This window comes from Antiquaquibacter oligotrophicus, assembly GCF_020535405.1.
Lineage (GTDB): Bacteria > Actinomycetota > Actinomycetes > Actinomycetales > Microbacteriaceae > Rhodoglobus > Rhodoglobus oligotrophicus.
Map to the genome: position 1 here is coordinate 1,102,141 of NZ_CP085036.1, position 25,192 is coordinate 1,127,332.

Annotated in this window: 30 protein-coding genes and 1 pseudogene; all 31 read right to left on the reverse strand. The window is 64.3% G+C overall.

Annotated elements, in window-relative coordinates:
* Positions 1-128 precede the first annotated feature (128 nt).
* The 31 genes and pseudogenes from rpsK to fusA all read right to left on the reverse strand — a co-directional run bounded on the left by rpsK (position 129) and on the right by fusA (position 25,111).
* A complete protein-coding gene (rpsK, locus tag LH407_RS05440; RefSeq protein ID WP_322132306.1) occupies positions 129-527 on the reverse strand; it encodes a 30S ribosomal protein S11 in 399 nt (132 codons plus the stop codon).
* 48 nt (positions 528-575) lie between these two features.
* Entirely contained in the window at positions 576-950 is a 375-nt protein-coding gene (gene rpsM, locus LH407_RS05445) for a 30S ribosomal protein S13 (RefSeq protein WP_322132305.1), read from the reverse strand.
* 156 nt (positions 951-1,106) lie between these two features.
* Positions 1,107-1,223, reverse strand: coding sequence for a 50S ribosomal protein L36 (gene rpmJ / locus LH407_RS05450; protein ID WP_129072182.1), 117 nt, complete (start codon positions 1,221-1,223; stop codon positions 1,107-1,109).
* Between the two features lie 65 nt (positions 1,224-1,288).
* Positions 1,289-1,510, reverse strand: a complete 222-nt coding sequence (infA, locus tag LH407_RS05455; protein WP_179495133.1) for a translation initiation factor IF-1 — start codon at positions 1,508-1,510, stop codon at positions 1,289-1,291.
* A gap of 131 nt (positions 1,511-1,641) precedes the next feature.
* The gene (locus tag LH407_RS05460) at positions 1,642-2,259 is read right to left on the reverse strand and encodes an adenylate kinase (RefSeq protein ID WP_322132304.1); all 618 of its coding nucleotides are present in this window, start codon (positions 2,257-2,259) and stop codon (positions 1,642-1,644) included.
* On the reverse strand, positions 2,256-3,575 hold the full coding sequence (secY, locus tag LH407_RS05465; protein ID WP_322132303.1) for a preprotein translocase subunit SecY: 1,320 nt from the start codon (positions 3,573-3,575) through the stop codon (positions 2,256-2,258). The genes LH407_RS05460 and secY overlap by 4 nt, the downstream gene beginning before the upstream one ends.
* 79 nt (positions 3,576-3,654) lie before the next feature.
* Positions 3,655-4,398, reverse strand: a complete 744-nt coding sequence (rplO, locus tag LH407_RS05470; RefSeq protein WP_322132302.1) for a 50S ribosomal protein L15 — start codon at positions 4,396-4,398, stop codon at positions 3,655-3,657.
* On the reverse strand, positions 4,398-4,583 hold the full coding sequence (gene rpmD, locus LH407_RS05475) for a 50S ribosomal protein L30 (protein WP_322132301.1): 186 nt from the start codon (positions 4,581-4,583) through the stop codon (positions 4,398-4,400). Before rpmD ends, rplO begins: the two co-directional genes overlap by 1 nt.
* Positions 4,583-5,287, reverse strand: a complete 705-nt coding sequence (gene rpsE, locus LH407_RS05480; RefSeq protein WP_407650641.1) for a 30S ribosomal protein S5 — start codon at positions 5,285-5,287, stop codon at positions 4,583-4,585. Before rpsE ends, rpmD begins: the two co-directional genes overlap by 1 nt.
* Positions 5,284-5,655: a 50S ribosomal protein L18 gene (gene rplR, locus LH407_RS05485; protein ID WP_322132299.1), complete on the reverse strand. Its 372-nt coding sequence runs from the start codon at positions 5,653-5,655 to the stop codon at positions 5,284-5,286. The genes rpsE and rplR overlap by 4 nt, the downstream gene beginning before the upstream one ends.
* Positions 5,656-5,657: 2 nt before the next feature.
* Entirely contained in the window at positions 5,658-6,194 is a 537-nt protein-coding gene (gene rplF / locus LH407_RS05490) for a 50S ribosomal protein L6 (protein ID WP_322132298.1), read from the reverse strand.
* A 6-nt stretch (positions 6,195-6,200) separates the two neighbouring features.
* Positions 6,201-6,599 carry a 30S ribosomal protein S8 gene (gene rpsH, locus LH407_RS05495; RefSeq protein WP_322132297.1) on the reverse strand — a complete coding sequence of 133 codons (399 nt, stop codon included), beginning with the start codon at positions 6,597-6,599 and terminating at the stop codon, positions 6,201-6,203.
* A gap of 70 nt (positions 6,600-6,669) precedes the next feature.
* Entirely contained in the window at positions 6,670-7,266 is a 597-nt protein-coding gene (gene rplE, locus LH407_RS05500; RefSeq protein WP_322132296.1) for a 50S ribosomal protein L5, read from the reverse strand.
* 78 nt (positions 7,267-7,344) lie between these two features.
* A pseudogene (gene rplX / locus LH407_RS05505) lies at positions 7,345-7,680 on the reverse strand (50S ribosomal protein L24); the annotation flags it as partial.
* A 2-nt stretch (positions 7,681-7,682) separates the two neighbouring features.
* The gene (rplN, locus tag LH407_RS05510; protein ID WP_179495097.1) at positions 7,683-8,051 is read right to left on the reverse strand and encodes a 50S ribosomal protein L14; all 369 of its coding nucleotides are present in this window, start codon (positions 8,049-8,051) and stop codon (positions 7,683-7,685) included.
* A gap of 3 nt (positions 8,052-8,054) precedes the next feature.
* Positions 8,055-8,363, reverse strand: coding sequence for a 30S ribosomal protein S17 (rpsQ, locus tag LH407_RS05515; protein ID WP_322132294.1), 309 nt, complete (start codon positions 8,361-8,363; stop codon positions 8,055-8,057).
* Between the two features lie 2 nt (positions 8,364-8,365).
* Positions 8,366-8,689, reverse strand: coding sequence for a 50S ribosomal protein L29 (rpmC, locus tag LH407_RS05520; protein ID WP_322132293.1), 324 nt, complete (start codon positions 8,687-8,689; stop codon positions 8,366-8,368).
* Positions 8,689-9,108, reverse strand: coding sequence for a 50S ribosomal protein L16 (rplP, locus tag LH407_RS05525; protein WP_322132292.1), 420 nt, complete (start codon positions 9,106-9,108; stop codon positions 8,689-8,691). The genes rpmC and rplP overlap by 1 nt, the downstream gene beginning before the upstream one ends.
* A 2-nt stretch (positions 9,109-9,110) precedes the next feature.
* A complete protein-coding gene (rpsC, locus tag LH407_RS05530; RefSeq protein WP_322132291.1) occupies positions 9,111-9,890 on the reverse strand; it encodes a 30S ribosomal protein S3 in 780 nt (259 codons plus the stop codon).
* On the reverse strand, positions 9,890-10,291 hold the full coding sequence (gene rplV / locus LH407_RS05535) for a 50S ribosomal protein L22 (protein WP_322132290.1): 402 nt from the start codon (positions 10,289-10,291) through the stop codon (positions 9,890-9,892). Before rplV ends, rpsC begins: the two co-directional genes overlap by 1 nt.
* Positions 10,291-10,572, reverse strand: coding sequence for a 30S ribosomal protein S19 (gene rpsS / locus LH407_RS05540; RefSeq protein ID WP_322132289.1), 282 nt, complete (start codon positions 10,570-10,572; stop codon positions 10,291-10,293). The genes rplV and rpsS overlap by 1 nt, the downstream gene beginning before the upstream one ends.
* A gap of 11 nt (positions 10,573-10,583) precedes the next feature.
* Positions 10,584-11,423 (reverse strand): 50S ribosomal protein L2, encoded by an 840-nt coding sequence (gene rplB / locus LH407_RS05545; RefSeq protein ID WP_322132288.1) that lies wholly within the window; start codon positions 11,421-11,423, stop codon positions 10,584-10,586.
* Positions 11,424-11,440: 17 nt separating this feature from the next.
* A complete protein-coding gene (rplW, locus tag LH407_RS05550) occupies positions 11,441-11,740 on the reverse strand; it encodes a 50S ribosomal protein L23 (protein ID WP_322132287.1) in 300 nt (99 codons plus the stop codon).
* Complete coding sequence (rplD, locus tag LH407_RS05555) at positions 11,737-12,384, reverse strand: 50S ribosomal protein L4 (RefSeq protein ID WP_322132286.1); 648 nt, start codon at positions 12,382-12,384, stop codon at positions 11,737-11,739. The genes rplW and rplD overlap by 4 nt, the downstream gene beginning before the upstream one ends.
* A gap of 2 nt (positions 12,385-12,386) precedes the next feature.
* Positions 12,387-13,037 carry a 50S ribosomal protein L3 gene (gene rplC, locus LH407_RS05560; protein ID WP_322132285.1) on the reverse strand — a complete coding sequence of 217 codons (651 nt, stop codon included), beginning with the start codon at positions 13,035-13,037 and terminating at the stop codon, positions 12,387-12,389.
* A gap of 39 nt (positions 13,038-13,076) precedes the next feature.
* Complete coding sequence (rpsJ, locus tag LH407_RS05565; protein WP_092503033.1) at positions 13,077-13,385, reverse strand: 30S ribosomal protein S10; 309 nt, start codon at positions 13,383-13,385, stop codon at positions 13,077-13,079.
* 335 nt (positions 13,386-13,720) lie between these two features.
* A complete protein-coding gene (locus LH407_RS05570) occupies positions 13,721-14,737 on the reverse strand; it encodes an acyltransferase family protein (RefSeq protein ID WP_322132284.1) in 1,017 nt (338 codons plus the stop codon).
* Between the two features lie 10 nt (positions 14,738-14,747).
* On the reverse strand, positions 14,748-16,892 hold the full coding sequence (locus tag LH407_RS05575; protein ID WP_322132283.1) for an MMPL family transporter: 2,145 nt from the start codon (positions 16,890-16,892) through the stop codon (positions 14,748-14,750).
* Positions 16,893-17,013: 121 nt separating this feature from the next.
* Entirely contained in the window at positions 17,014-21,471 is a 4,458-nt protein-coding gene (locus tag LH407_RS05580) for a cell wall-binding repeat-containing protein (RefSeq protein ID WP_322132282.1), read from the reverse strand.
* 222 nt (positions 21,472-21,693) lie between these two features.
* A complete protein-coding gene (gene tuf / locus LH407_RS05585; RefSeq protein WP_179495069.1) occupies positions 21,694-22,887 on the reverse strand; it encodes an elongation factor Tu in 1,194 nt (397 codons plus the stop codon).
* Positions 22,888-22,996: 109 nt separating this feature from the next.
* Positions 22,997-25,111, reverse strand: a complete 2,115-nt coding sequence (fusA, locus tag LH407_RS05590; protein WP_322132281.1) for an elongation factor G — start codon at positions 25,109-25,111, stop codon at positions 22,997-22,999.
* Between the last annotated feature and the right edge of the window lie 81 nt (positions 25,112-25,192).

Consider the following 25,192-nt stretch of genomic DNA (forward strand, 5'->3'; position numbering starts at 1 on the left):
GTGGCTGGCCCGCCGGTCTGTTGAGTTATTAGCGCGCTTGTCTATGGCGCAGGTACTACGTAACCGCGACCGGGACGGTCGCGGCGTTTGACCGAGCGGGGGCCAGAAATGGCCCCCGCTCTATCGAGTCAAACGCGGCGACGCTTCGGCGGGCGGCACCCGTTGTGCGCCTGCGGGGTCACATCGTTGATCGAACCCACCTCGAGGCCGGCGGCCTGAAGCGAGCGGATCGCCGTCTCACGACCCGATCCCGGGCCCTTGACGAAAACGTCAACCTTCTTGAGCCCGTGCTCCTGCGCCTGACGCGCAGCAGACTCGGCGGAAAGCTGAGCGGCGAACGGGGTCGACTTACGCGAACCCTTGAAGCCGACGGTGCCGGACGAAGCCCAGCTGATGACCGCTCCGGTCGGGTCGGTGATCGTCACGATCGTGTTGTTGAACGTCGACTTGATGTGGGCCTGGCCCAGCGCGATGTTCTTCTTGTCCTTCTTGCGCGGCTTACGAACGGCCGATTTTGGTGCTGCCAATGTTTTCTCCTAAAACCTGTGGCGACGCCGGTGGGCTAAACCCAGCGACTATCGGGCCTTCTTCTTGCCTGCAACGGTGCGCTTCGGTCCCTTACGGGTACGAGCGTTGGTCTTGGTGCGCTGCCCGTGGACGGGCAGACCCTTGCGGTGACGGATTCCCTGGTAGGAACCGATCTCGACCTTGCGACGGATGTCCGCTGCGACCTCACGGCGCAGGTCACCCTCGACCTTGAAGTTGCCCTCGACGTAGTCGCGGAGGGCGATGAGCTGGTCGTCGGTGAGATCCTTGACGCGGATGTCCCCGTTGATGCCGGTGTCGGCGAGGGTCTTGAGTGCCCTCGTGCGGCCAACACCGTAGATGTACGTCAGTGCGACCTCCACGCGCTTATCGCGCGGGATGTCAACGCCTGCTAGACGTGCCATGGTGGCTTCTCCTGTGAGTGAGTGGAGGTGTGGTGCACCGCCGGTGCCCGGGCCTCCAACCCGAGGTGTCCCCCGCCCCGAAGGGTGGGATCTGGCGGTGCGGTTCTGTATTCAGTTACGAGCTTTTGGGAGGGGCGCTGTCAGCGCCCCTCGGCATCAACCCTGACGTTGCTTGTGGCGCGGGTTCGACTTGCAGATCACCATGACGCGGCCGTTACGACGGATGACGCGGCAGTGGTCGCAGATGGGCTTGACGCTGGGGTTTACCTTCATGATTGTTCCTATTCGCTGTCTTCGTACCCACGGATGACCGTGGGCCGTTACTTCTCAGCGGATCTTTACTTGTAGCGGTAGGTGATACGGCCGCGTGTCAGGTCGTACGGGCTCAACTCGACCACTACGCGGTCCTCGGGGAGGATCCGGATGTAGTTCTGTCGCATCTTGCCGGAGATGTGAGCAAGCACCTTGTGGCCGTTCGTCAACTCAACGCGGAACATCGCGTTGGGGAGAGCCTCAACCACCGAGCCTTCAATCTCGATGACGCCGTCTTTCTTGGCCATATCCTCTTCGTCGTTAGAAGTGTGATCCGCTGGTCTGCGGGGGATGTGGTGTTCGAACGGTGAGCAAATTCGGACACGCCGAAGCGCTTACAAACACCAAAGGTCGAGCTTAGGCTATTTCGCTGGCAGTATCAAGCAGACATCGGCTGCGGAAAGCCGCGTTCGCTCAGAGCGCTCGTGATGCGCTCAGTGACCTCATCGATCTCGCCGATACCGTTGACCTCGACGAGCAAGCCGCGTGCGCCGTAGATGTCGATGATCGGTTCGGTCTGCTCGCGATACACCTCGAGGCGGTGACGAACGACGGAGTCGGAATCATCCGAACGTCCCTGCTCCTGGCCACGCAGGCGCAACCGCTCGATGACCACCTCCGGGTCGGCGACGATCTCAACGACGGCGTCGAGCGAGTGCCCGTGGCTGAGCAAGATCGCATCGAGCTCACGCACCTGGTCCGCGGTGCGCGGATACCCGTCGAGCAGGAATCCACCAGCCGCGTCGACCTCGGAGAGGCGGTCGCGGACGAGGTCGTTCGTCAGGGAGTCGGGAACGTTGTCCCCGGCATCCATATACGCCTTCGCCTTGAGCCCGAGCTCGGTCTCATTCTTCACATTGCTACGGAAGATGTCGCCCGTCGAGATTGCAGGAATGCCGTAGTACTCCGCCAGCCGTGCCGCCTGCGTTCCCTTGCCCGCGCCGGGAGGACCGATCAGGAGGAGACGCGAAGCGGGTCGTTCCTGCACCGGCGTCACCGCAGCAGGCCCTCGTAGTGCCGCTGCTGAAGCTGGGAATCGATCTGCTTCACCGTCTCAAGTCCGACACCCACGATGATCAGGATGCTCGCGCCGCCGAACGGGAAGTTCTGGTTCGCCTGCACGAGAGACAGAGCGAAGAGCGGAATGAGCGCCACGATACCGAGGTACAGCGAGCCGGGCAGCGTTACGCGAGTCAACACGTAGTCGAGGTACTCCGCAGTGGGACGACCCGCGCGGATACCCGGGATGAAGCCGCCGTACTTCTTCATGTTGTCGGCGACGTCCTCCGGGTTGAAGGTGATCGCGACGTAGAAGTAGGTGAAGCCCACGATGAGGAGGAAGTACACGAGCATGTACAGACCGTTGTCGCCGGTGGCGAAGTAGGTCTGGATCCAGGTGACCCACTCGGGGTTGTTGCCGTCCGGCGACTGGTTGAACTGCGCGATGAGCGCAGGCAGGTAGAGAAGCGAGGACGCGAAGATCACGGGCACAACACCGGCCATGTTGACCTTGATGGGGATGTAGGTGTTGTTGCCGCCGTAAGTGCGACGCCCCACCATGCGCTTGGCGTACTGCACGGGAATACGCCGTTGTGATTGTTCGACGAACACGACCGCGGTCATGATCACCAACCCGACGAGGATCACGAGAATGAAGATCTCCCAGCCGCGGGCCACCTGGATGTTCCACAGGGCCGTGGGGAAGGTCGCCGCGATCGACGTGAAGATGAGCAGCGACATGCCGTTTCCGACACCACGCTCGGTGATGAGCTCACCGAACCACATGATGAGGCCGGTGCCGGCGGTCATCGTGATGACCATGAGGAGCATCGCGGGAATCGACTCGTTCGACACGAGCTGGTTACAGGCAGCGACGTTGTTGCCCGGGAAGAGCGCACCGCTGCGCGCAACTGTGATGAGGGTGGTCGACTGGAGCACACCGAGCGCGATCGTGAGGTAGCGCGTGTACTGCGTGAGCTTCGACTGACCGGCCTGACCCTCCTTGTAGAGGGTCTCGAAGTGCGGGATGACCACACGCAGCAGCTGCACGATGATCGACGCCGTGATGTACGGCATGATGCCGAGCGCGAAGATCGAGAGTTGGAGTAGCGCGCCACCGCTGAAGAGGTTGATGAGGTCGTAGAGGCCCTCGGTGTTGGCGTTGCCGGCGAGACAGGCCTGGACGTTGCCGAAATCGACGAACGGTGCCGGGATGAACGATCCCAGGCGGAACAGCGCAACAATGCCGAGTGTGAACCCGATCTTCCTGCGAAGGTCGGGCGTGCGGAAGATCCGCGCGACAGCTCTAAACACAAGGCCTCCGATTACTTAGGTGTGCAGCGGGTGGGGCACCGCCGTGGTGCCCCACCCGAATAAAGCCAGACGGGTTCGGTTACTTGACTGAACCGCCAGCCGCGACGATCTTCTGCTCAGCAGAGCCGGAGACCTTGTCGACTGCAACGTTCAGCTTAACCGTAATGTCACCGTTACCAAGAACCTTGACCTTCTCGTTCTTGCGGACGGCGCCCTTGGCGACGAGGTCACTCACCGTGACGTCTCCACCCTTGGGGTAGAGCTCGGCGAGCTTCTCGAGGTTGACGACCTGGTACTCGACCCGGAACGGGTTCTTGAAGCCGCGCAGCTTGGGCGCGCGCATCACGAAGTTCAGGTTGCCGCCCTCGAAACCGGCGCGCATCTGGTAACGAGCCTTGGTTCCCTTGGTACCGCGACCTGCCGTCTTACCCTTCGAGCCCTCACCGCGTCCGACGCGGGTCTTGTCCTTCTTCGCGCCAGCGGCGGGACGAAGGTGGTGGGCCTTGAGTACCTGCGGGCGGGAAGCGACGTCAGACGACGTCTCCTTCTTCGCCGCAGCGGGCTTCTTGGCGGTGGTCTTGGCGGGAGCCTTGTCCGCAGCAGCAGCCTTGGCCGGGGCCTTGTCCGCAGCAGCAGCCTTGGCTGGAGCCTTATCGGCGGCGGCCTTGGCCGGAGCCTTCTTCTCGGCTGCAGCCTTGGGAGCGGCGTCCTTGGTGGCGGCGGCCTTCGCCGGAGCCTTCTTCTCGGCAGCAGCCTTGGGAGCAGCGTCCTTCGCGGCGCTGGCCTTCGCTGGGGCCTTCTTGGGGGTGGCTTCGTCAGCCATTAGTCAATCTCCTCAACCTTCACGAGGTGAGCAACCGTGCGAACGTAGCCGCGGTTCTGCTGGTTGTCCTCACGGACGACCACATCACCGATGCGGCGAAGCCCGAGGCTCCGCAGCGTGTGGCGCTGGTTCTGCTTCTCACTGATCGTGGACTTGATCTGGGTCACCTTCAGGCGTGCAGCCATCAGACACCTGCCTTCTCTGTTGCCGCAGCCTCAGCCTCGGCGCGCAAGAGGCGCGACGGTACGACGTGGTCCACCTCGAGGCCGCGACGTGCGGCAACCGCACGCGGCTCCTCGAGCTGCTTGAGCGCAGCGACGGTGGCGTGGACGATGTTGATCGTGTTCGACGATCCGAGCGACTTGCTCAGAACGTCGTGGATGCCGGCGCACTCGAGCACCGCGCGCACGGGACCACCGGCGATAACACCGGTACCGGCGGATGCGGGGCGCAGAAGCACGACGCCGGCAGCGGCCTCACCCTGGACGGGGTGCGGGATCGTCGCGGCGACGCGAGGAACGCGGAAGAAGTTCTTCTTCGCCTCCTCGACACCCTTCGAGATCGCGAGCGGAACCTCGCGAGCCTTGCCGTAGCCGACGCCCACCAGGCCGTTGCCGTCTCCGACAACGACGAGTGCGGTGAAGCTGAAGCGACGACCACCCTTGACGACCTTGGACACGCGGTTGATGGTCACGACGCGCTCGAGGAACTGGCTCTTCTCGGCGTCACGGCCCTGGCCGCGGTCGCGGTTGGGGTTGCGCTCGCGGCTACCGCGGCGAGCCTCGCGGGGCTCGCTCGTGGTGTCGGTTGCAGGTGCATCCGTCACGGCGGCCTCGGTAACCTCTGCGGTCACGTCCTGCTCCTTGTTTGTTGTCTCTTCGTTGCTCACAGGCTCAGACCACCTTCCCGGGCGCCATCTGCGATCGCTGCGACGCGTCCCGCGTAGCGGTTGCCACCGCGGTCGAACACGACCGACTCGATGCCGGCCTTCTTGGCACGGTCTGCCACAAGCTCGCCGACCTTGCGGGCCTTGGCGGTCTTGTCACCGTCGAAGGTGCGCAGGTCCGCTTCGAGCGTGGACGCCGACGCGATGGTGTGACCCTTCGAGTCATCGACGACCTGCACGAAGACGTGGCGGGCCGAGCGGGTGACCACGAGACGCGGACGCGCCTCGGTGCCGACGACCTTCTTACGAAGGCGTGCGTGGCGACGGCTCTTGGCCGCCGACTTGCTCTTACCTCTGGTTCCGAGAGCCATGATTACTTACCACTCTTTCCGGCCTTGCGGCGGACGACCTCGCCCGCGTAACGCACACCCTTGCCCTTGTACGGCTCGGGCTTGCGCAGCTTGCGAATGTTCGCCGCGACCTCGCCGACGGCCTGCTTGTCGATGCCGCTGACGGTCAGCTTGTTGTTTCCCTCGACGGTGAACGTGATGCCCGCGGGCGGGTCGACCGTGATGGAGTGCGAGTATCCGAGAGCGAACTCGACCGAGTTGCCCTTGGCCTGGACGCGGTAACCGGTACCGACGACCTCGAGGCCCTTGGTGTAGCCCTCGGTCACACCGATGATCTGGTTAGCGATCAGCGTGCGCGTGAGACCGTGGAGCGAGCGCGACTCGCGCTCGTCGTTCGGGCGCGTGACGTGGAGCTGGCCATCCTCGATCGCCACCTCGATGGGGCTCGCGACGGTGAGCGCGAGCTCACCCTTCGGGCCCTTGACGGCGACGGCCTGGCCGTCGATCTTCACCTCGACCCCGGCAGGGATCGAGATGGGAAGTCGTCCAATACGTGACATGACGAGTTACCACACGTAGGCGAGGACTTCCCCACCCACGCCCTTCTGAGTCGCCTCTTTGTCCGTGAGGAGTCCGGAGGAGGTGGACAGGATGGCAACGCCGAGTCCGCCGAGAACCTTGGGGATCTCGGTCGACTTTGCGTACACGCGCAGTCCCGGCTTGGAGACGCGCTTGATACCGACGATCGAGCGCTCACGGTTGGGGCCGTACTTCAGGTCGATCGTGAGGGTCTGGCCGACGCGAGCGTCCTCGACCTTCCAGTCGGAGATGTAGCCCTCGGTCTTGAGGATGTCGGCGATGTGCGACTTGAGCTTGCTGCTGGGCAGCGAAACCTGGTCGTGGTGCGCCGAGTTGGCGTTGCGCAGTCTGGTCAGCAGGTCTGCGACCGGATCTGTCATGGTCATGTGTTGGTTTTCCTTGTCTCGTCTGGTTTCGACACCCCGTACACGGAGGCCGACCTGGTCGATGGGTGGGTTAGCTCGCGGCCTGCTCGTTCGAGCGGAAGGGGAATCCGAGCGCCTTGAGCAGCGCGCGACCCTCCTCGTCGTTCTTCGCCGTGGTCACGATGGTGATGTCGAATCCGCGAACGCGGTCGATCTTGTCCTGGTCGATCTCGTGGAACATCGACTGCTCCGTAAGACCGAAGGTGTAGTTGCCGCGTCCGTCGAACTGACGGTCCGAAAGTCCACGGAAGTCGCGGATACGCGGGAGGGCGAGCGTCACGAGACGATCGATGAACTCCCAGGCGCGGTCGCCGCGAAGCGTGACGTGGGCACCGATCGGCTGGCCCTCACGCAGCTTGAACTGCGCGATGGACTTGCGAGCTGCGGTGACCTGCGGCTTCTGACCCGTGATCGCAGTGAGGTCGCGCACGGCGCCCTCGATGATCTTCGAGTCGCGAGCGGCCTCACCGACACCGGTGTTCACGACGACCTTGACGATCCCGGGAACCTGGTGAACGTTGGTGAAACCGAAGTCCTTGGTCAGCTGCGCCGCGATCTCTTTGCGGTACTTCTGCTTCAGGCGGGGCTGGTAGGCGCCAGCCTCCGCGGCAGTAGTGGTCTTGGCCATTGTTCGTTAGTCCTCTTCCGTCTTCTCGACGGACTTCTTGGTGGATGCCTTAGCGGCCTTCTTGCCTTCCGCGCGACGCGACTTCTTGAAGTAGCGGACGCGAACCGTCTTGCCGCGGTCATCCGTCTCGATGCGGAATCCCACACGAGCCGGCTGCTTGGTGTCGGGGTCGACGAGCGCAACCTTGGACACGTGGATCGGGGCCTCCATGGTCTCGATGCCACCGGTCTTCGTACCGCGCTGGGTCTGACCGACCTTGGTGTGCTTCTTGACGTAGTTCACGCCCTCGACGACGACGCGGTTGTTCTCCACGTCGATGCCGATCACGCGACCCTGCTTGCCACGGTCGCCGCCGCGAGCCTGCGTGGCCCCGCTGATGACCTGGACGATGTCGCCCTTACGAATGTTTGCCATAACTACAGCACCTCCGGTGCCAGCGAGATGATCTTCATGAACTTCTTGTCGCGAAGCTCACGGCCGACCGGGCCGAAGATGCGGGTACCACGGGGGTCCCCGTCAGCCTTCAGGATGACGGCGGCGTTCTCGTCGAACTTGATGTACGAACCGTCGGGACGACGGGTCTGCTTGACGACGCGCACGATGACGGCCTTGACGACATCGCCCTTCTTGACGTTTCCGCCGGGGATGGCGTCCTTGACGGTCGCGACGATGACATCACCGAGTCCTGCGTAACGACGGCCGGAGCCACCGAGGACGCGGATCGTCAGGAGTTCCTTGGCGCCGGTGTTGTCGGCGACCTTGACTCTCGATTCCTGCTGCAGCATGACTTACTTCGCCTTCTCGAGGATCTCCACCAGACGCCAGCGCTTGGTGGCGCTGAGCGGGCGGGTCTCGCTGATGATGACGAGGTCGCCGACGCCGGCGCTGCCGGCCTCGTCGTGCGCCTTCACCTTGGAGGTGCGGCGGATGACCTTGCCATAGAGGGGGTGCTTCACGCGGTCCTCGACCTCGACGACGATGGTCTTGTCCATCTTGTCGCTGGTCACGTACCCGCGGCGCGTCTTGCGGTAACCGCGGACGAGCTCGGCCGTCTCGACCTGCTCTTCGGCGCTGTTAGCGGTGTCAACCTTGGCCATGACTACGCCTCCTTCGTCTCTTCGGTCGCCTCGGCGGTGTCAGCCGCGTCAGCCTTCTTGGTGGTCTTCTTGGTCGCCTTGGCCGGAGCCTCGACCGGAGCGGGCGTGGCACGGATGCCGAGCTCACGCTCACGGATGACCGTGTAGATACGCGCGATGTCGCGCTTGACGGCACGAATGCGGCCGTGGCTCTCGAGCTGGCCGGTGGCCGACTGGAAGCGCAGGTTGAACAGCTCTTCCTTGCTCTTCTTCAGCTCGTCGACGAGTCGCTCGTCTTCGAAGGTGTCGAGCTCGACAGGGCGGAGCTCCTTGGATCCGATCGCCATTACGCGTCGCCCTCCTCGCGCTTGATGATGCGTGCCTTGAGGGGCAGCTTGTGGATTGCACGGGTCATGGCCTCACGAGCGAGTTCCTCGTTGACACCGGCGACCTCGAAGAGGACGCGACCCGGCTTGACGTTGGCGACCCACCACTCGACCGAGCCCTTACCGGAACCCATGCGGGTTTCGGCCGGCTTCTTGGTCAGCGGGCGGTCGGGGTAGATGTTGATCCACACCTTTCCACCACGCTTGATGTGACGGGTCATTGCAATACGTGCCGCCTCAATCTGGCGGTTGGTCACGTACGCGGGAGTGAGAGCCTGAATGCCGAACTCTCCGAAAGCCACCGTCGTGCCACCGGTCGCCTGGCCGCTACGGCCGGGGTGGTGCTGCTTACGGTGCTTGACCTTACGAGGGATCAACATGGTTACGCCTCAACTCCTGTGGCAACCGGCGCCTCAGCCTTGGGAGCGGAGGAGCGGCGCGAACGGTCTCCGCCATCGCGACGGTCGTCGCGGCGGTCGGGACGGGATGACTTCTGGTTGGCCTGCTCGCGAGCAAGCTCCTTGTTGGTGATGTCGCCCTTGTAGATCCACACCTTCACGCCGATGCGACCGAACGTCGTACGAGCCTCGTAGAAGCCGTAGTCGATGTTGGCGCGGAGCGTGTGCAGGGGCACGCGGCCCTCGCGGTAGAACTCGGAGCGGCTCATCTCTGCGCCACCGAGGCGGCCAGAGACCTGGATGCGGACACCCTTGGCGCCGGCGCGCTGGGCACCCTGCAGACCCTTGCGCATCGCGCGGCGGAACGCCACACGAGCGGAGAGCTGCTCGGCGATACCCTGAGCAACCAGCTGAGCCTCGGCCTCGGGGTTCTTCACCTCGAGGATGTTGAGCTGGATCTGCTTGCCCGTGAGCTTCTCGAGGTCGGTGCGGATGCGCTCTGCCTCGGCACCACGACGTCCGATAACGATGCCGGGACGTGCCGTGTGGATGTCAACGCGAACGCGGTCACGCGTGCGCTCGATCTCGATGCGTGCAACACCGGCGCGGTCGAGCGAGGTCTTGAGCAGGTTGCGGATCTTGACGTCCTCGGCGACGTAGTCGCTGTAACGCTGTCCCGGCTTGGTGCTGTCCGAGAACCAACGCGACACGTGGTCGGTGGTGATTCCGAGACGGAAACCGTACGGGTTTACCTTCTGTCCCATTAGTTCTTCCCTGCCTTGGCCGCAACGGGTGCGCTGGTCTCGGCGATGTGGTCGGGCGTCGCGAGGACCACGGTGATGTGGCTCGTGCGCTTGAGGATCTGGCTGGCACGACCCTGTGCGCGCGGACGGAACCGCTTGAGGGTTGTGCCTTCGTCGACGTAGGCCGCCGAGACGATGAGGTCCTGCTCGTCGAGGAAGCTGTTCGTGGCATCCGCCTTGACGCGAGCGTTGGCCATGGCGGCCGCAACGAGCTTGTAGATGGGCTCGCTGGCGCTCTGCGGGGCGAACTTGAGGATGGCGAGAGCCTCCTCAGCCTGCTTTCCACGAATGAGGTTGATGACTCGACGTGCCTTGGTGGGCGTGACGCGGATGTGCTTCACGCGGGCGATTGCTTCGACCATTAGCGGCGACGTCCCTTCTTGTCATCCTTCACGTGACCGCGGAAGGTGCGGGTCGGCGAGAACTCGCCGAGCTTGTGCCCGACCATGGTCTCGGTGACGAACACGGGGATGTGCTTGCGACCGTCGTGCACCGCGATGGTGTGACCCAGCATCGCCGGGATGATCATCGAGCGGCGCGACCAGGTCTTGATCACGTTTTTGCTACCGGACTCGTTCGCCTTCACGACCTTCTGCAGCAGGTGGTCGTCGACGAAGGGGCCCTTCTTCAGACTGCGTGGCATCTTCGGTACTCCTACTTGCGCTTCTTGCCGACGTTGCGGCGACGAACGATGAGCTGGTCACTGGGGAGGTTGCGCTTACGCGTACGACCCTCCTTCTGGCCCCACGGGGTAACGGGGTGACGTCCACCGGACGTCTTGCCCTCACCACCACCGTGCGGGTGGTCGACGGGGTTCATGGCGACACCACGCACGGTCGGGCGGACGCCCTTCCAGCGCATACGGCCGGCCTTACCCCAGTTGATGTTCGACTGCTCGGCATTGCCGACCTCGCCGATCGTGGCGCGGCAGCGCAGGTCGACGTTGCGGATCTCACCCGAGGGCAGGCGAAGCTGCGCGTAGGGGCCGTCCTTGGCGACGAGACGAACGGATGCACCGGCCGAACGAGCCATCTTCGCTCCACCACCCGGGCGCAGCTCGATCATGTGGATGACCGTACCGACGGGGATGTTCTTGAGCGGGAGGTTGTTGCCGGGCTTGATGTCAGCGCCGGGACCCGACTCCACGATGTCGCCCTGGTTCAGCTTGTTCGGGGCGATGATGTAGCGCTTGGTGCCGTCCACGTAGTGGAGCAGCGCGATGCGCGCCGTGCGGTTGGGGTCGTACTCGATGTGAGCGACGCGGGCGTCGACGCCATCCTTGTCGTTGCGCTTGAAGTCGATCACGCGGTACTGGCGCTTGTGGCCACCACCGATGTGACGGCTCGTGATGCGGCCGGCGTTGTTACGACCACCGGTCTTGGGCAGCGGACGCAGCAGCGACTTCTCCGGCGTCGAACGGGTGATCTCGGCAAAGTCTGCAACCGAGGATCCGCGGCGACCGGGCGTCGTGGGCTTGTACTTACGAATAGCCATGATTGATCTCTCTGCTCCTAGCCGACCGCGGTGAAGATGTCGATGGAGCCACTCTTGAGCGTGACGATGGCGCGCTTGGTGTCCTTGCGGCGACCGGTGCCGAAGCGGGTGCGGCCGGCCTTGCCCTGACGGTTCAGGGTGTTCACCGAAGCGACCTTGACGCCGAAGATCTTCTCGATAGCGAGCTTGATCTCGGTCTTGTTGGCGCGGGGGTCCACCACGAAGGTGTACTTGCCGTCATCGATCAGGTTGTAGCTCTTCTCGGAGACGACGGGCGCGAGGATGATGTCGCGGGGGTCCTTGTACGTGAGCGTCATGCGCTGACCTCTTCTTTCTGGGTCTTCGACGCGACGAACGTCTCGTACGCGGCCTTCGTGAACACGACGTCGTCGCTGACGATGACGTCGTACGCATTGAGCTGGTCGACCCACAGCACGTGGACGTCCTTGAGGTTGCGCAGCGACTTGAAGCCGATCTCGTCACCGCGGTCGAGCACCACGAGGACGCTCCTGCCGGCGATCGAAGCGAGAACCGCTGCTGCACCCTTGGTCGACGGTGCGTCACCCTTGCCGAACGAGTCGACGATGGTGAGACGCTCACCGCGTGCGCGGTCCGAGATGGCGCCGAGCAGAGCCGCAGCGATCATCTTCTTGGGGGTGCGCTGCGAGTAGTCGCGGGGCTGCGGACCGTGGACCGTGCCACCGCCGCGGTGCTGCGGCATGCGGACCGAACCCTGGCGGGCACGACCGGTGCCCTTCTGCTTGAAGGGCTTGCGGCCGGAGCCGGAGACCTCGCCACGACCCTTGGTCTTGTGGGTGCCCTGACGGGCGGCTGCGAGCTGAGCGACGACGACCTGGTGGATGAGCGGAACGTTGGTCTGCACGTCGAAGATCGACGCGGGCAGCTCAACCGAGCCGGTCTTCTTGCCGGAGGTGTCGACGACGTCGAGCGAGTTCGCCATGATCAGGCTCCCTTCACTGCGTTGCGGACGAAGACGATACGACCACGAGCGCCGGGCACGGCGCCCTTGACGAGGAGGATGCCCTTCTCGAGGTCGACCGAGTGGACGGTCAGGTTCAGCACGGTGACGCGGTCGCCACCCATACGACCCGCCATGCGCATTCCCTTGAACACGCGGCTGGGGGTCGAGGAGGCACCGATCGAACCGGGCTTGCGGTGGTTACGGTGTGCACCGTGGGAGGCCGAAACGCCGCGGAAGTTGTGGCGCTTCATGACACCCGCGAATCCCTTGCCCTTGCTGGTGCCGACGACGTCGACCTTCTTGCCGGGCTCGAAGATGTCGACGGTCAGCTCCTGGCCGAGCGAGTACTCGCTCGTGTCATCCGTGCGCAGCTCCGTGAGGTGACGACGCGGCGTGACACCGGCCTTCTCGAAGTGGCCGGCGAGCGGCTGGGTGACCTTGCGGGGGTCGATCTGGCCGTACGCGATCTGAACGGCGCTGTAGCCGTCGACCTCGGGCGTGCGGACCTGCGTGACGACGTTCGGGGTGATCTCCACGACGGTCACCGGGACGAGCTTGTTGTTCTCGTCCCAGACCTGCGTCATGCCGAGCTTCTTGCCCAGCAGACCCTTGGTGGTCTTGGTGTTAGACATTGGTTTCCTCTTCGGCTCTCGAGTCTTCGCCTCTAAGGGCTAGAGCTTGATCTCGATGTTGACGTCGGCGGGCAGGTCGAGACGCATGAGCGAGTCGACAGCCTTGGGCGTCGGGTCGACGATGTCGATGAGCCGCTTGTGGGTGCGCTTCTCGAAGTGCTCGCGGCTGTCCTTGTACTTGTGAGGGGAGCGGATCACTGCGACCACGTTCTTCTCGGTCGGAAGCGGGACCGGGCCCACCACCGTGGCACCCGCGCGGGTAACCGTGTCGACGATCTTGCGTGCCGACGAGTCGATGACCTCGTGGTCGTACGACTTCAGTCGAATGCGGATCTTCTGTCCCGCCATGACGTCACTCTCTTCTCTTGCTCATAGGCCTGCGCGGCAACGAGGCCTTGCGACCCCGCCATGCGCAGCACTTCTGCTGTGCACCACTGTTTACGTATCAATGTCGTTCTCCGCCGCCGCAGGCACAGACGTACCCACGGCATCAGAAATCGATTGAGTCTTTAGAGTTCTGCTCCCTGCGGCCTAGCCTCCGCGCCCGTCAACCGGACTAGCTCTGTGAGCCGGACTATGCACTGCCTGGGAGTGAGTCGCACGCATGGAGCGGCGACGTGTTGAACTAGAAGAGTTTGCCACACCCCGGCATTTGCTGCAACCCGGGCGTGTCGCGATTGTGCCTATCGCTCGATCGGTTCCTTCGCGGAAGCCTTGCGCGGCCTGCGCGCGGGCGGATTCCACTCGAAGAACCACTCGACGGCGCGGTAGCGATCGGCGAGAACGGTGATGATCACGGGCGGCACCAGGCCGCAGAGGAAGGTGATGGGGATGAGCCAGCGCAATGGCACGTCACCGTTCGACGTCATCCATCGCAAGGGATATTCGATGAACGGCCAGTGCAGGATGTACACCTTGATCGTGCGTTCCCCCACGTAACGAATGGGAGAGAGGAACCGGGCACTGGCAATGGGTCTCACGAGGCCTGCCGCGCCGACGAAAAACGTCACGGTGATCACGACCTTCCAGATCACACCCTGTGGCGCCTGCCCGTAGAGGTTCTGGATGGTCACGGCCACCGTGGCCGCGGTGAAGAGGACAGCGCACAGGATTCGGTTGTCGAGGAATCTCTCGAATCCCGAGATGAAGGGGCCGAGCGCCACCCCGATGAAAAAGGCGACGGCCTGGTACCAGAACCGTTCCCACTCCCCCTCGATCGGCAGCATGCTGAGCCCCACCGCGGCCACAGCGATGATGAGCGGGTGCACCCAACGACAGAGGAGAGCAATCGCGTAGTACAGGACGAGGTAGCCGAGGAACCACAGCGGAGTGGCGGACTCTATGAACAGCAGATGGAACAGGTCGGGGAAGACAAAGGCACCTGCGGCGAGCGCCGAGAGAAGCGCGAGGATGACCGTCCACAAGACGTACGGATAGAGGACCTTCGAGAGCTTGCCCTTGAGGTAGCCCCACGTGCCCTTGAGAAGCGAGCGCGGCACGAGCATGCCCGACAACAGGAAGAGCATGGGCATCCGCAGCGGCGTGAGGATGTTGATGATCGTCGGGAGGACCGGAACCGGGTCGTCGTAGTACTGGATGAGGCGAACGGTGTGCGTGACGACGACCATGATCACCGCGAGCCCGCGGAGCACGTCCATCCAGTCGCGGCGCCCGGGTCCCCACTCGGTCGTCTGCAGCATCCATTCGACCCTACCTGCCCTCGCGCGCACCCCCTCCGGCGGGAACCGTGCGCGAGCGCGCGAAACGAGGAGCCCACCAGTTGGCTGAGCCGAGCAGGGTCATGACCGCTGGCATGAGCAGCCCGCGGATGATGGTGACGTCCAGGAGGATGGCGACAACCATGCCGACGCCGACCTCCTTCATGGCGAGGAGATCGCCCGCCGCGAAACCGATGAAGACGATCGAGATAGCCAGCGCGGCGAGGGTCACCACGGGTGCCGTCTGGGTGATGCCAGCGAGGACGGCTTTGTCGCTGGCTGCCCGCGGAGTCAGCGTACGATCTCGCGCGCGCCAGTGCTCGGTGATGCGCGCGATGAGGAAGACCGCGTAGTCCATCGACAGCCCGAAGGCGAGGAGGCCGATCAGGAGAGGGGTCGACGCGTCGACAGCACCCCAGGGAGTGAACCCCAGGATGCCCGCGCCCCAACCCCACTGGAAGACCGCAACGACAACCCCCAACGTCGCGGCGATCGTCAGTGAGTTGAGGAGGAGGGTCTTGAGCGGAACGATCACGGATCGGGTGAGCGCAAACAGCAGAACGAACGTAGCCACCAGAACGACCACCGCGGCGATCGCAAGACGCTCGGCGAGGTGATCGAGGGTATCGACGAGCTCTGCGGCAGGGCCGCCCACAGCGATCGGGAGATCGGCGTCCACGGCTCGCACGTCGCGGACCAGTTGTTGCGCCGCGGCCCCCGTGGCATCTCCCTCTGGGGTGAGGGCGATGATCGCCGTTCCCTCCGGCAGGTCGGGGATGAGCGCCTCGGCATCGACCACACCGGGAAGCGCGGCGACACGATCGAGGATCGGAACAACGGCAGGATCGCCGATGTCGCCGTCGACAGAAACAACGATCGGCTCCACGCCGAGCTCATCGAATCGCGTGATCGTCGCCTCGTAGGCACGGCGCTCCTCCGCGCCGGCAGGGAGCGACCGAATGTCGGAGCTGCCCAGAGTGAGGGTGGTCAGCGGCGCGGCGAGAATCACGAGGAACAGAGTCGCCGAAACGGTGACGAGCGCGGGCCGTCGCTGCGCGAACGCCGCAAGTCGCGGTACGAGCCGCCGCGCATCCGTGCCGGTCCGGGGTCGTGGGCGCGACCACGTCCGCTGCCCCGACGACGGTATCCACCGATGCACGAGGGAAATCCAAGCGGGGACGAGCGTGACACTCGCGAGCGCCGCCACAACGACGGCAATCGCGCCTCCCACCGCCATGCCCGACAACAGCGGGTCACCGAGGAGGAAGAGGCCGGCCAGTGAGACACACACAATGACGGCGGAGACCAGCACGGCGCGACCAGCGGTGTCGACAGCCGAGGCGACGGCGTCGACGGGATCGGGCATCCTGAGCCGTTCCTCCCGGAATCGGAAGATGACGAGGATGCCGTAGTCAACGGCGAGCCCGATGCCGAGCACGGTCACGACGTTCACGGCGAACTCGTTGACCGACACGACACTCAGAAGCCCACTGAGCACGAGCAGTGACACGGCGATCGTCGTGATGGCCGTCACGACGGGCAGGACGCCGATACGAAATCCGCCGAGAATGACCACCAAGAGCACGAGCAGTATGAGGATCGCGGCGCCCTCGCCGATCGCGGCGCCCGTGATGGCCAGGTCGACGAAGGCTTCCTCCGCAAGCACTTCGCCACCCACGAGAACGTCGGCCGGCTCGATCGTGTGGAGGAGACTCGCGACCTCGCGCGCGACCGAGACGGCGTCATCGGCGGAGAGCCCCTCGTCGAGTTCGATGACGGCGAGTGAGCTGCGGCCATCGTCGCTGGATAGACCACCACCCGTGTAGGCGTCGGTGACGGTGACAACACCCGGAATCGCACGGATCTGCTCCATGACGGCACTCGCGCTCGCGATGAGCGCCCGGTCGAAGAAGTCCTCACCCTCGATGACCGCGACGACCGTCGGGCCACCCGGGTCCACCTCGTCCACGAGACGGGCGACCTCGAGAGACTCGGACCCCGCCGGGGCGTTCGGGATCTCGGCCGCGCTGTCGAAAACCGCACCGCTCAGCCCGAGCCCTGCAACAAACAGCACGGCCCACACGGAGAGCACGGTGAGGCGCCGACGCGCAACCCAGGCTCCGAGGCTCCTCAGCATTCGGTGGTCCCTTCGATCCTGCCAACAGTACTGGCGCCGGAGCGCACACAGCGATGGCCGTCGCCCCGCCGGACCTCCCGATCCGGCGGGGCGACGGCCATCCCGTCTTACTTACCCTTCATCACCCACACGCGGTGAGACTTGCCACTCCCTCGCTCAGCGAAACAGGTCCGCCGAGCAGAGTGATGTGCGTCGCACCGAGAGCTTCGATGTCATCGAGAACACCCTGCGGAACGCACGTACCCGGGACCACGTACATGGGGGCACCGATGGATGCTGCCCACGCCGAGCCCGCCAGAGCGTCAGGGAAGTTCAGTCCCGTCGTCAGGAACACACGCTCAGCGGTGTCGTAGGCGTCCGCGTTGATCGCGCGAGCCGCCTGGTAGCGGTCAGCACCGGCAAGGCGCACCGTGTTCGCAATCTGCGACAGGTCGTCGAAGAGTCCGGGCGAAACACTGTTGACTCCACCGAGCACCTTGATCGACGTCACCCCGAGATCTTCGAGGAGGTTCGCCGTCGCGGTGTCCAGATCGGTCGCCGTTCCGTTCACGAGGATGACGGGCGAATCGTTCGCACCCGCCACGGCACCACCGGTCAGCGCGTCGGGGAAGTTGCGCCCCGTCGCGATGTACGCGGTCGTCGCGCCGGACTCGCCGAAGACGGCCGATGCGAGCGCACGCGACGCCTCATACCGGTCGGTTCCCGCGATGCGCTCGATCGTTCCGGGCAGGCCCTCGAGCTGGGCGTAGACCGCCTCGGAGACGGATGCCGGTCCGCCCACCACAACGATGTGCGAGGGGCTCAACCGCTCGAGCTCGTCCGCCACCACCGTGGGCACCAGGGTCGGCGAGACCAGGAGCAGCGGGCCACCCGAGAACGCGGCCGCGGGACCAGCGGAGAGAGCATCCGGGTAGTTCTGACCGTTGGTGATGAACACCACGTCAGCGCCCTCCGGGTACGACTGTGCCGAAATGGTTGTCGCTACCGAGTAGCGGTCAGGACCGGCGATACGGTCGACGACCGTCTCACCCGGGATGACCGCGTCGATCTCGAGCACCTGCTCCTCGGAGACGAGCCCGGCGTTGTCGGTGGCGCGGTAGGTCACCGTCTCGGCGCCGGCACCGACGAGGAAGCCGAAGTCGTACTCGGTCCACTCGTCTTCCGCGTCACCGCTCAGGCGGTACTCCACCGACGCCACACCACTTGTCGCATCGGACGCGGTGAGCACAACCTGGCGACCGGAGAGCGATGCGCTCACCGTCGGGGCCACCGTGTCGCGCTGGATCGTCTCGACGATTTCCTCCGACTCGTTGCCCTCGGAGTCGGTTGCCGTGAACGCGACCTCGGTCGTTCCGTCGGTCGAGACCACGATCGGGGCGGTGTGCGGGGCGTACTCCCCGGTACCGACCTTCGACTCCAGCTGCACGGTGCCGGGAATGTTGCTCGCTCCCGTCGCGGTCACCGATACATCGGTGGTCCACCATCCGTTGTCACCGTTCGGCGTCGCCGGGTCGAGAGTCGTCGTGACCGTGACCTCGGGGTCGGCGAGCTTCTTGATGCTCACGTCGCGGTAGTACACCGTCTCACCGGAACCGTGGTTCTGGAGGCCGATGAACCCCTGTGCCAGGTCCCTCGCGGGATCGGTGCTCGTGAAGTCGTTGACCAACGCCCCGTTGAGGTAGATCTTGATCGTGTTGTCGTGGACGACGATGTCGTACGTGTTCCACTGTCCGACCGGGTTGAGCGCGGCGTCGCGCGCTTCGAGGTCGGCACCCTGGAACGTGTAGATGGCGCCCGTCGTGCGGTCGTCGGCATCCGTCGCGTCGATCTGGATCTCGTAGCCCTGGTTGACGGCGACCCAGGGGTCGTTGCCCGGGTTCGGGAAGCCGACGAAGATACCACCGTTGTGGTCGGCGACGAGCTTCCAGTCCAGCTGCAGTCGGTAGCTGTTGAACTCCTCGGCGGTGTACCAGAGGAGGCCAAGGCCACCGAACGTGCGCAGCGTGCAGTCGTCCTGGCGAGCGAACGAACCGGGTCCAGCGAGACGCCACTTCTCGAAGCTCTCGAGGGTGCCGTCGAAGAGCGGCTGGAAGCCGTCTTCCTGGGCCGCCGGCGTGCAGATGTCGGGCTCGCCGATCGACAGCACGTCGAAGTTGACGTTGCCGTCGTCGCCCGAGTCGTACCGCAGCGAGATCGTGTTTGTGCCCGCATTGAGCGCCACGTCACGCGAGATGGTGTCCCAGGTCTTCCAGTCGCCGAGGCGCGGAAGGTTCCATGGGCCGACCTTCTGGTCGTTGACGTAGAGCGAGATCTTCTTGCTGCCGTCGAACGGGTTGGGGCCGTTGGCGTAGCGGAGGTTGACCGGGTAGGTACCCGCCTCGGGCACCGTCACGGTGAAGTTCACGCCGGCGCCGACATTCTGGATGCCCGCCACGAAGCCGAGTCCGGAGTATCCGCTGTGTTCGGTCGCGATGCCAGCCGACCCGGTGAGGGCCGCCTCCTCCGCTTCGTACCAGCCACGATCGGCCGGTGCGACGTAGCCCGGAAGGCTGTTGAGCGTGTACCAAGCCTCGGTGCTCCACAGTTCCTTGCCCGACTCGGACTCGAACGGGCGCGGCGACCGCACGTGGACCACGTATCCGGGCTTGAGCCCTTCCACGGAGAGCGTGACGGTCGTGCGGTCCTCGGAGACGACAGCGTCGGTGACGCTCAGCGTCTCCTCGCCGACCTTCGGTCCGCCGTAGGAGGGGGTGGGGACGTACTTCCAGTGGTTCACGCGGTACGCGTTCGCCGCGTTGGCTGCGGTCTCCTCAGAGATCGGCTCCGTGTACTCGAGCTCGAAGCCACCCTCGATGACGCGCATCTCCTTGATGTCGAACGCGTTCTGTCCAGCGGGGTCGAGCTTCTGGAGGCCGTAGTTGAGCTTTCCGTTCTCGCCCCAGTTGCCACCCTCACCGGTTCCACCGATGTAGAGAGCGCCGTCCGGGCCCACGATGACACGGTTCACACCGACCTCGAGCCCCGCGGTGTGACGGAAGACCGCACCCTGGTACTCGTCGTCGATCTTCTCCAGGTACGCACGCTGGAGACCACCGTAGGTGACGTCACCGAACAGCATCTGACCCGCGTACACACCCTGGTCGAGCAGGATCGGGGTGCTCGGCGAGTTGCCGATCTCGTTCTGCGGGATCCACAGAGCCGGTGCGCTCACCGGGTTCGAGTCGAACGGTCCAGCCGGGTTCATGTAGTGGTTGAAGAACTTGCCCTGCTCAATGTGGACGAGCTTGGATGCCGGAAGCCATCCACCCTGGTTGTCCATGGCGAACCGCTCACCGTCGGGACCGAACGCGATTCCGTTCGGCGTGCGCAGACCACCAGCGACATAGGAGACCTCACCCGTCGTACGGCTGACGGCAAGCGACGTTCCGCGGTTCTGTGCGGGCTGCGGGTTGGTGGTCGCGCCACCGTTGTCAATGGCGACCGAGAGGTTGAGGTAGAAGTTCTCGTCGTCGTGAATGAGACCGAATGCGAATTCGTGGAAGTTGCCGCCATCCGGCCACTCCGCGAACTTCGTGTGGACGTCGAACTGGCCGTCGTCGTCGGGGTCGGTGAGCTTGGTCAGTTGGTGACGCTCGGAGACGTAGATCTCGTCGCCGATGATGTCGATACCCATGGGGTTCTTGAGCCCCGTCGCGATCTTGGTGACCGTGACATCCTCGGGGCCGTCGGCCTCCGTGGCACCCTCAACGAGGAAGACCTCGCCGGGAGCGGGGTTGGGCACCCAACCGCCGGCGCTGACCGAACCCGTGGTGACAACCACGAGGTCGCCCTCGTCGGTGAAGTCGAGCGCCGCAACCTTGGGCTGGAAGCCCTCGGGGCGGAGGTTCACGAGGCTGTAGTCCGGGTTGACCGACTCGAGACGAAGACCGTCACCGGGGGTGTCGGTTGCTCCCTCGCAGAACTTGGTGCCGGGCGCGACAACACGCACGACGTCTGCGTCGGTGCTGAGGGCGCTGTTGGGGATCGTGACGAAAGAGCTCGACCCGGGCGTGCGCCACTGAACGAGAAGTCGCTGGCCGTAGTCGTCCTCGAAGTGCTCGACAAAGAGCGGGTACGTACCAGCGTCGAGGGTGATGTTCGCTTCGACGGAGGTCGAGTCCTGGTAGCCGTCGTTGTTCAGGAGGAGCTGGTTGTTGAGGGTCAGCCGCGCACCGTCGTCATTGGTCATGCGGATCGTGTACTGACCGGACGTCGGAACGGTCAGGTTCGCGATGGTGTGGCTGATGAACTTACGGGATGCCCCGAAGTCCGCGTCGCTCGTGAAGTCGATCGTCGGCATGAGCTTGTCGACGTTCGGGGTCTGCCCGGACTTCAGGGTGCAGAGCTCGGGGAAGACCTGATCGGGCATTTGGTAGACACGCAGCGTAACGCCGGGAGTCTGCGGGGGTAGATCGGCGTGGACCGCTGTCACCCCCATGGTGAGGGTGAGCGCACCGACGGCAAGGCCCGTCAGGGCCACCTTCGCTGCGGTGAGAGACCTGGACCGTCGTCGGATCGACGGACCGATAGCTGTGGGCATCGTTGCTCCTCTGTGACTGGGACTGGCTGCGCGGGCACCACTGCTCGCTCGCCAAACAGAGATAGCGTAGACAGCTTTCGCTGCCATGTCCACATGTTTAAGTCGTTGTTCGCCATTACTGCGATTCTGAGACAACAAAGCATCCTTCGTCTCTCGTTTTTTGTGCGACAACGACGAAGGGGCCGAGCCCGAAGGCTCGACCCCTGTCGTTGTGATCCGTTGTTACTTGAGGATCTTGGTCACCTTGCCGGCGCCCACGGTGCGGCCACCCTCACGGATGGCGAAGCCGAGGCCCTCCTCCATGGCGATGGGCTGGATGAGCTCAACCGTCATGTCGGTGGTGTCGCCGGGCATAACCATCTCGGTGCCGTCGGGCAGCGTGATGACGCCGGTGACGTCGGTGGTGCGGAAGTAGAACTGCGGGCGGTAGTTCGCGTAGAACGGGTTGTGACGCCCACCCTCATCCTTGGACAGGATGTACGCGGTGCCCTCGAACTGGGTGTGCGGCGTGACCGAACCCGGCTTGACGACGACCTGGCCGCGCTCGACATCCTCGCGCTTGGTGCCGCGGAGCAGCAGACCACAGTTCTCGCCGGCCCAGGCCTCGTCGAGCTGCTTGTGGAACATCTCGATACCCGTGACGGTCGTCTTCTGGGTCGGGCGGATGCCGACGATCTCGACGTCCGAGTTGATGGCCAGCGTGCCACGCTCGGCGCGGCCCGTGACGACGGTTCCACGACCGGTGATCGTGAAGACGTCCTCGATCGGCATGAGGAACGGCTTGTCCTTGTCGCGCACCGGGTCCGGAACGGACTCGTCAACGGCGTCCATCAGGTCGAGAACGGACTGAACCCACTTCTCGTCACCCTCGAGAGCCTTGAGGCCGGAGACGCGCACGACGGGAGCGTTGTCGCCGTCGAAGCCCTGGCTCGAGAGCAGCTCGCGAACCTCGAGCTCGACGAGCTCCAGGATCTCCTCGTCGTCGACCATGTCGGACTTGTTGAGCGCGACGAGCAGGTAAGGAACACCAACCTGCTTGGCGAGCAGCACGTGCTCACGCGTCTGCGCCATCGGGCCGTCGGTGGCCGCGACAACGAGGATCGCGCCATCCATCTGGGCGGCACCGGTGATCATGTTCTTGATGTAGTCGGCGTGACCCGGGGCGTCAACGTGTGCGTAGTGACGCTTCGGGGTCTCGTACTCGACGTGCGAGATGTTGATCGTGATACCACGCTGGCGCTCTTCCGGCGCCGAGTCGATGGACGCGAAGTCACGCTGGACGTTCGTCGCCGACGGGTACTTGTCGGCCAGGACCTTCGAGATCGCCGCGGTGAGCGTCGTCTTTCCGTGGTCGACGTGACCGATCGTTCCGATGTTTACGTGCGGCTTGTTCCGCTCGAACTTGGCCTTAGCCACTGTGGGTCCTCCTCAGGACTCGGTGCTGTCGCATCCGGATGGTTTTCCGGATGCTCGGCGATTGGTGTGTGTTTATGTTAGTAGAACTGCCTCAGACTACTGACGGACGTCAGTCGCCCTTGCTCTTCTGGATGATCTCGTCAGCAACCGCCTTGGGAACTTCCGAGTAACTGTCGAAGGTCATCGAGTACACGGCACGGCCGGAGGTCTTGGACCTCAGGTCGCCCACGTAACCGAACATCTCCGACAGAGGCACCTTGGCCGTGACGACCTTGACGCCGGTCGCGTCCTCCATGGACTGAATCTGCCCACGGCGGGAGTTGAGGTCACCGATGACGTCACCCATGTACTCCTCGGGAGTACGCACCTCGACCGCCATGAGCGGCTCGAGAAGCACGGGGTTTGCCTTACGAGCGGCCTCCTTGAAGGCCATCGAGCCGGCGATCTTGAACGCCATCTCCGACGAGTCGACGTCGTGCGCCGCACCGTCGAGGAGGAGTCCCTTGACACCGACCATCGGGTAGCCAGCGAGGACACCGACGGCCATGGCCGCCTGGAAGCCCGCGTCGACCGACGGGATGTACTCGCGCGGAACACGACCACCGGTGACCTTGGACTCGAACTCGTAGATCTTGTCCGCCGTGACCTCGAGAGGCTCGAGCGAGATCTGGACCTTCGCGAACTGGCCAGAACCACCGGTCTGCTTCTTGTGCGTGTAGTCGTGCTTGTCGACAACGCGGCGGATCGTCTCGCGGTAGGCCACCTGGGGCTTACCGACGTTCGCCTCGACGTTGAACTCGCGCTTCATGCGGTCGACCAGGATGTCGAGGTGGAGCTCGCCCATTCCCTTGATGACCGTCTGGCCGGTGTCCTGGTTCTGCTCGGTGCGGAACGTCGGGTCCTCTTCGGCGAGCTTCTGGATGGCCGTGCCGAGCTTCTCCTGGTCGGCCTTGGTTTTCGGCTCGATGGCGACCTCGATCACGGGCTCCGGGAACGTCATCGACTCGAGGACGACCTGGTTGTTCAGGTCGCTCAGGGTGTCACCGGTGGTGGTGTCCTTGAGTCCGATGACCGCGTAGATGTGGCCGGCGGTCACACTCTCGACGGGGATCTCCTTGTTGGCGTGCATCTGGAAGATCTTGCCGATGCGCTCCTTCTTGCCCTTCGTCGAGTTGGCAACCTGGCCACCCGACTCGAGGCGTCCGGAGTAGACGCGGATGAAGGTGAGTCGACCGAAGAACGGGTGAACGGCAACCTTGAAGGCGAGCGCCGCGAAGGGCTCCTCCGCCTTGGGGTGACGCTCGATCTTCTTCTCCTCGTCGCGAGGGTCGGTGCCCTCGGTCGCCGGCACGTCGAGCGGGCTCGGCAGGAAGTCGACGACGGCGTCCAGCATCGGCTGAACACCACGGTTCTTGAACGCGGAACCACAGAGGACCGGGTAGATCTCGCTTGCCACGGTGAGCTTGCGGATGCCCGCCTTGATCTCGGCGACCGTGAGCTCCTCACCAGCGAAGTACTTCTCGAGCAGCGCGTCGTCGGTCTCGGCGACGGTCTCGAGGAGCACCTGGCGGTACTCGTTTGCCTTGTCGACGAGATCGGCAGGGATCTCCTCGACCTCGTACTTGGCACCCATGGTCACGTCGCCCTTGGCGTCGGACGGCCACACCAGGGCACGCATCTCGACGAGGTCGACAACACCAACGAAGGCGCTCTCGGAGCCGATGGGGAGCTGGAGAACCAGCGGCTTGGCGCCGAGCTTGTTGATGATCGTGTCGACCGTGAAGTAGAAGTCGGCACCGAGCTTGTCCATCTTGTTGACGAAGCAGATGCGCGGAACGTCGTACTTGTCGGCCTGACGCCACACGGTCTCGGACTGGGGCTCAACACCCTCCTTGCCGTCGAACACGGCAACAGCGCCGTCGAGCACGCGAAGCGAGCGCTCCACCTCGACGGTGAAGTCGACGTGACCGGGGGTGTCGATGATGTTGATCTGGTTCTTGTTCCAGAAACACGTCACAGCGGCAGAGGTGATCGTGATGCCACGCTCCTGCTCCTGCTCCATCCAGTCAGTCGTCGACGCACCGTCGTGCGTCTCGCCGATCTTGTGGTTGACGCCCGTGTAGAACAGGATGCGCTCTGTCGTGGTGGTCTTACCGGCATCGATGTGCGCCATGATGCCGATGTTGCGGACCTTCTTGAGGTCGGTGAGCACGTCCTGTGCCACGGGGGTTCCTTACTGTCGGGGGTGGGTTGACTGGTCGGGCCAGTCGAGACCGTGTCGATCTCGACTGGCCCGATCGACGTC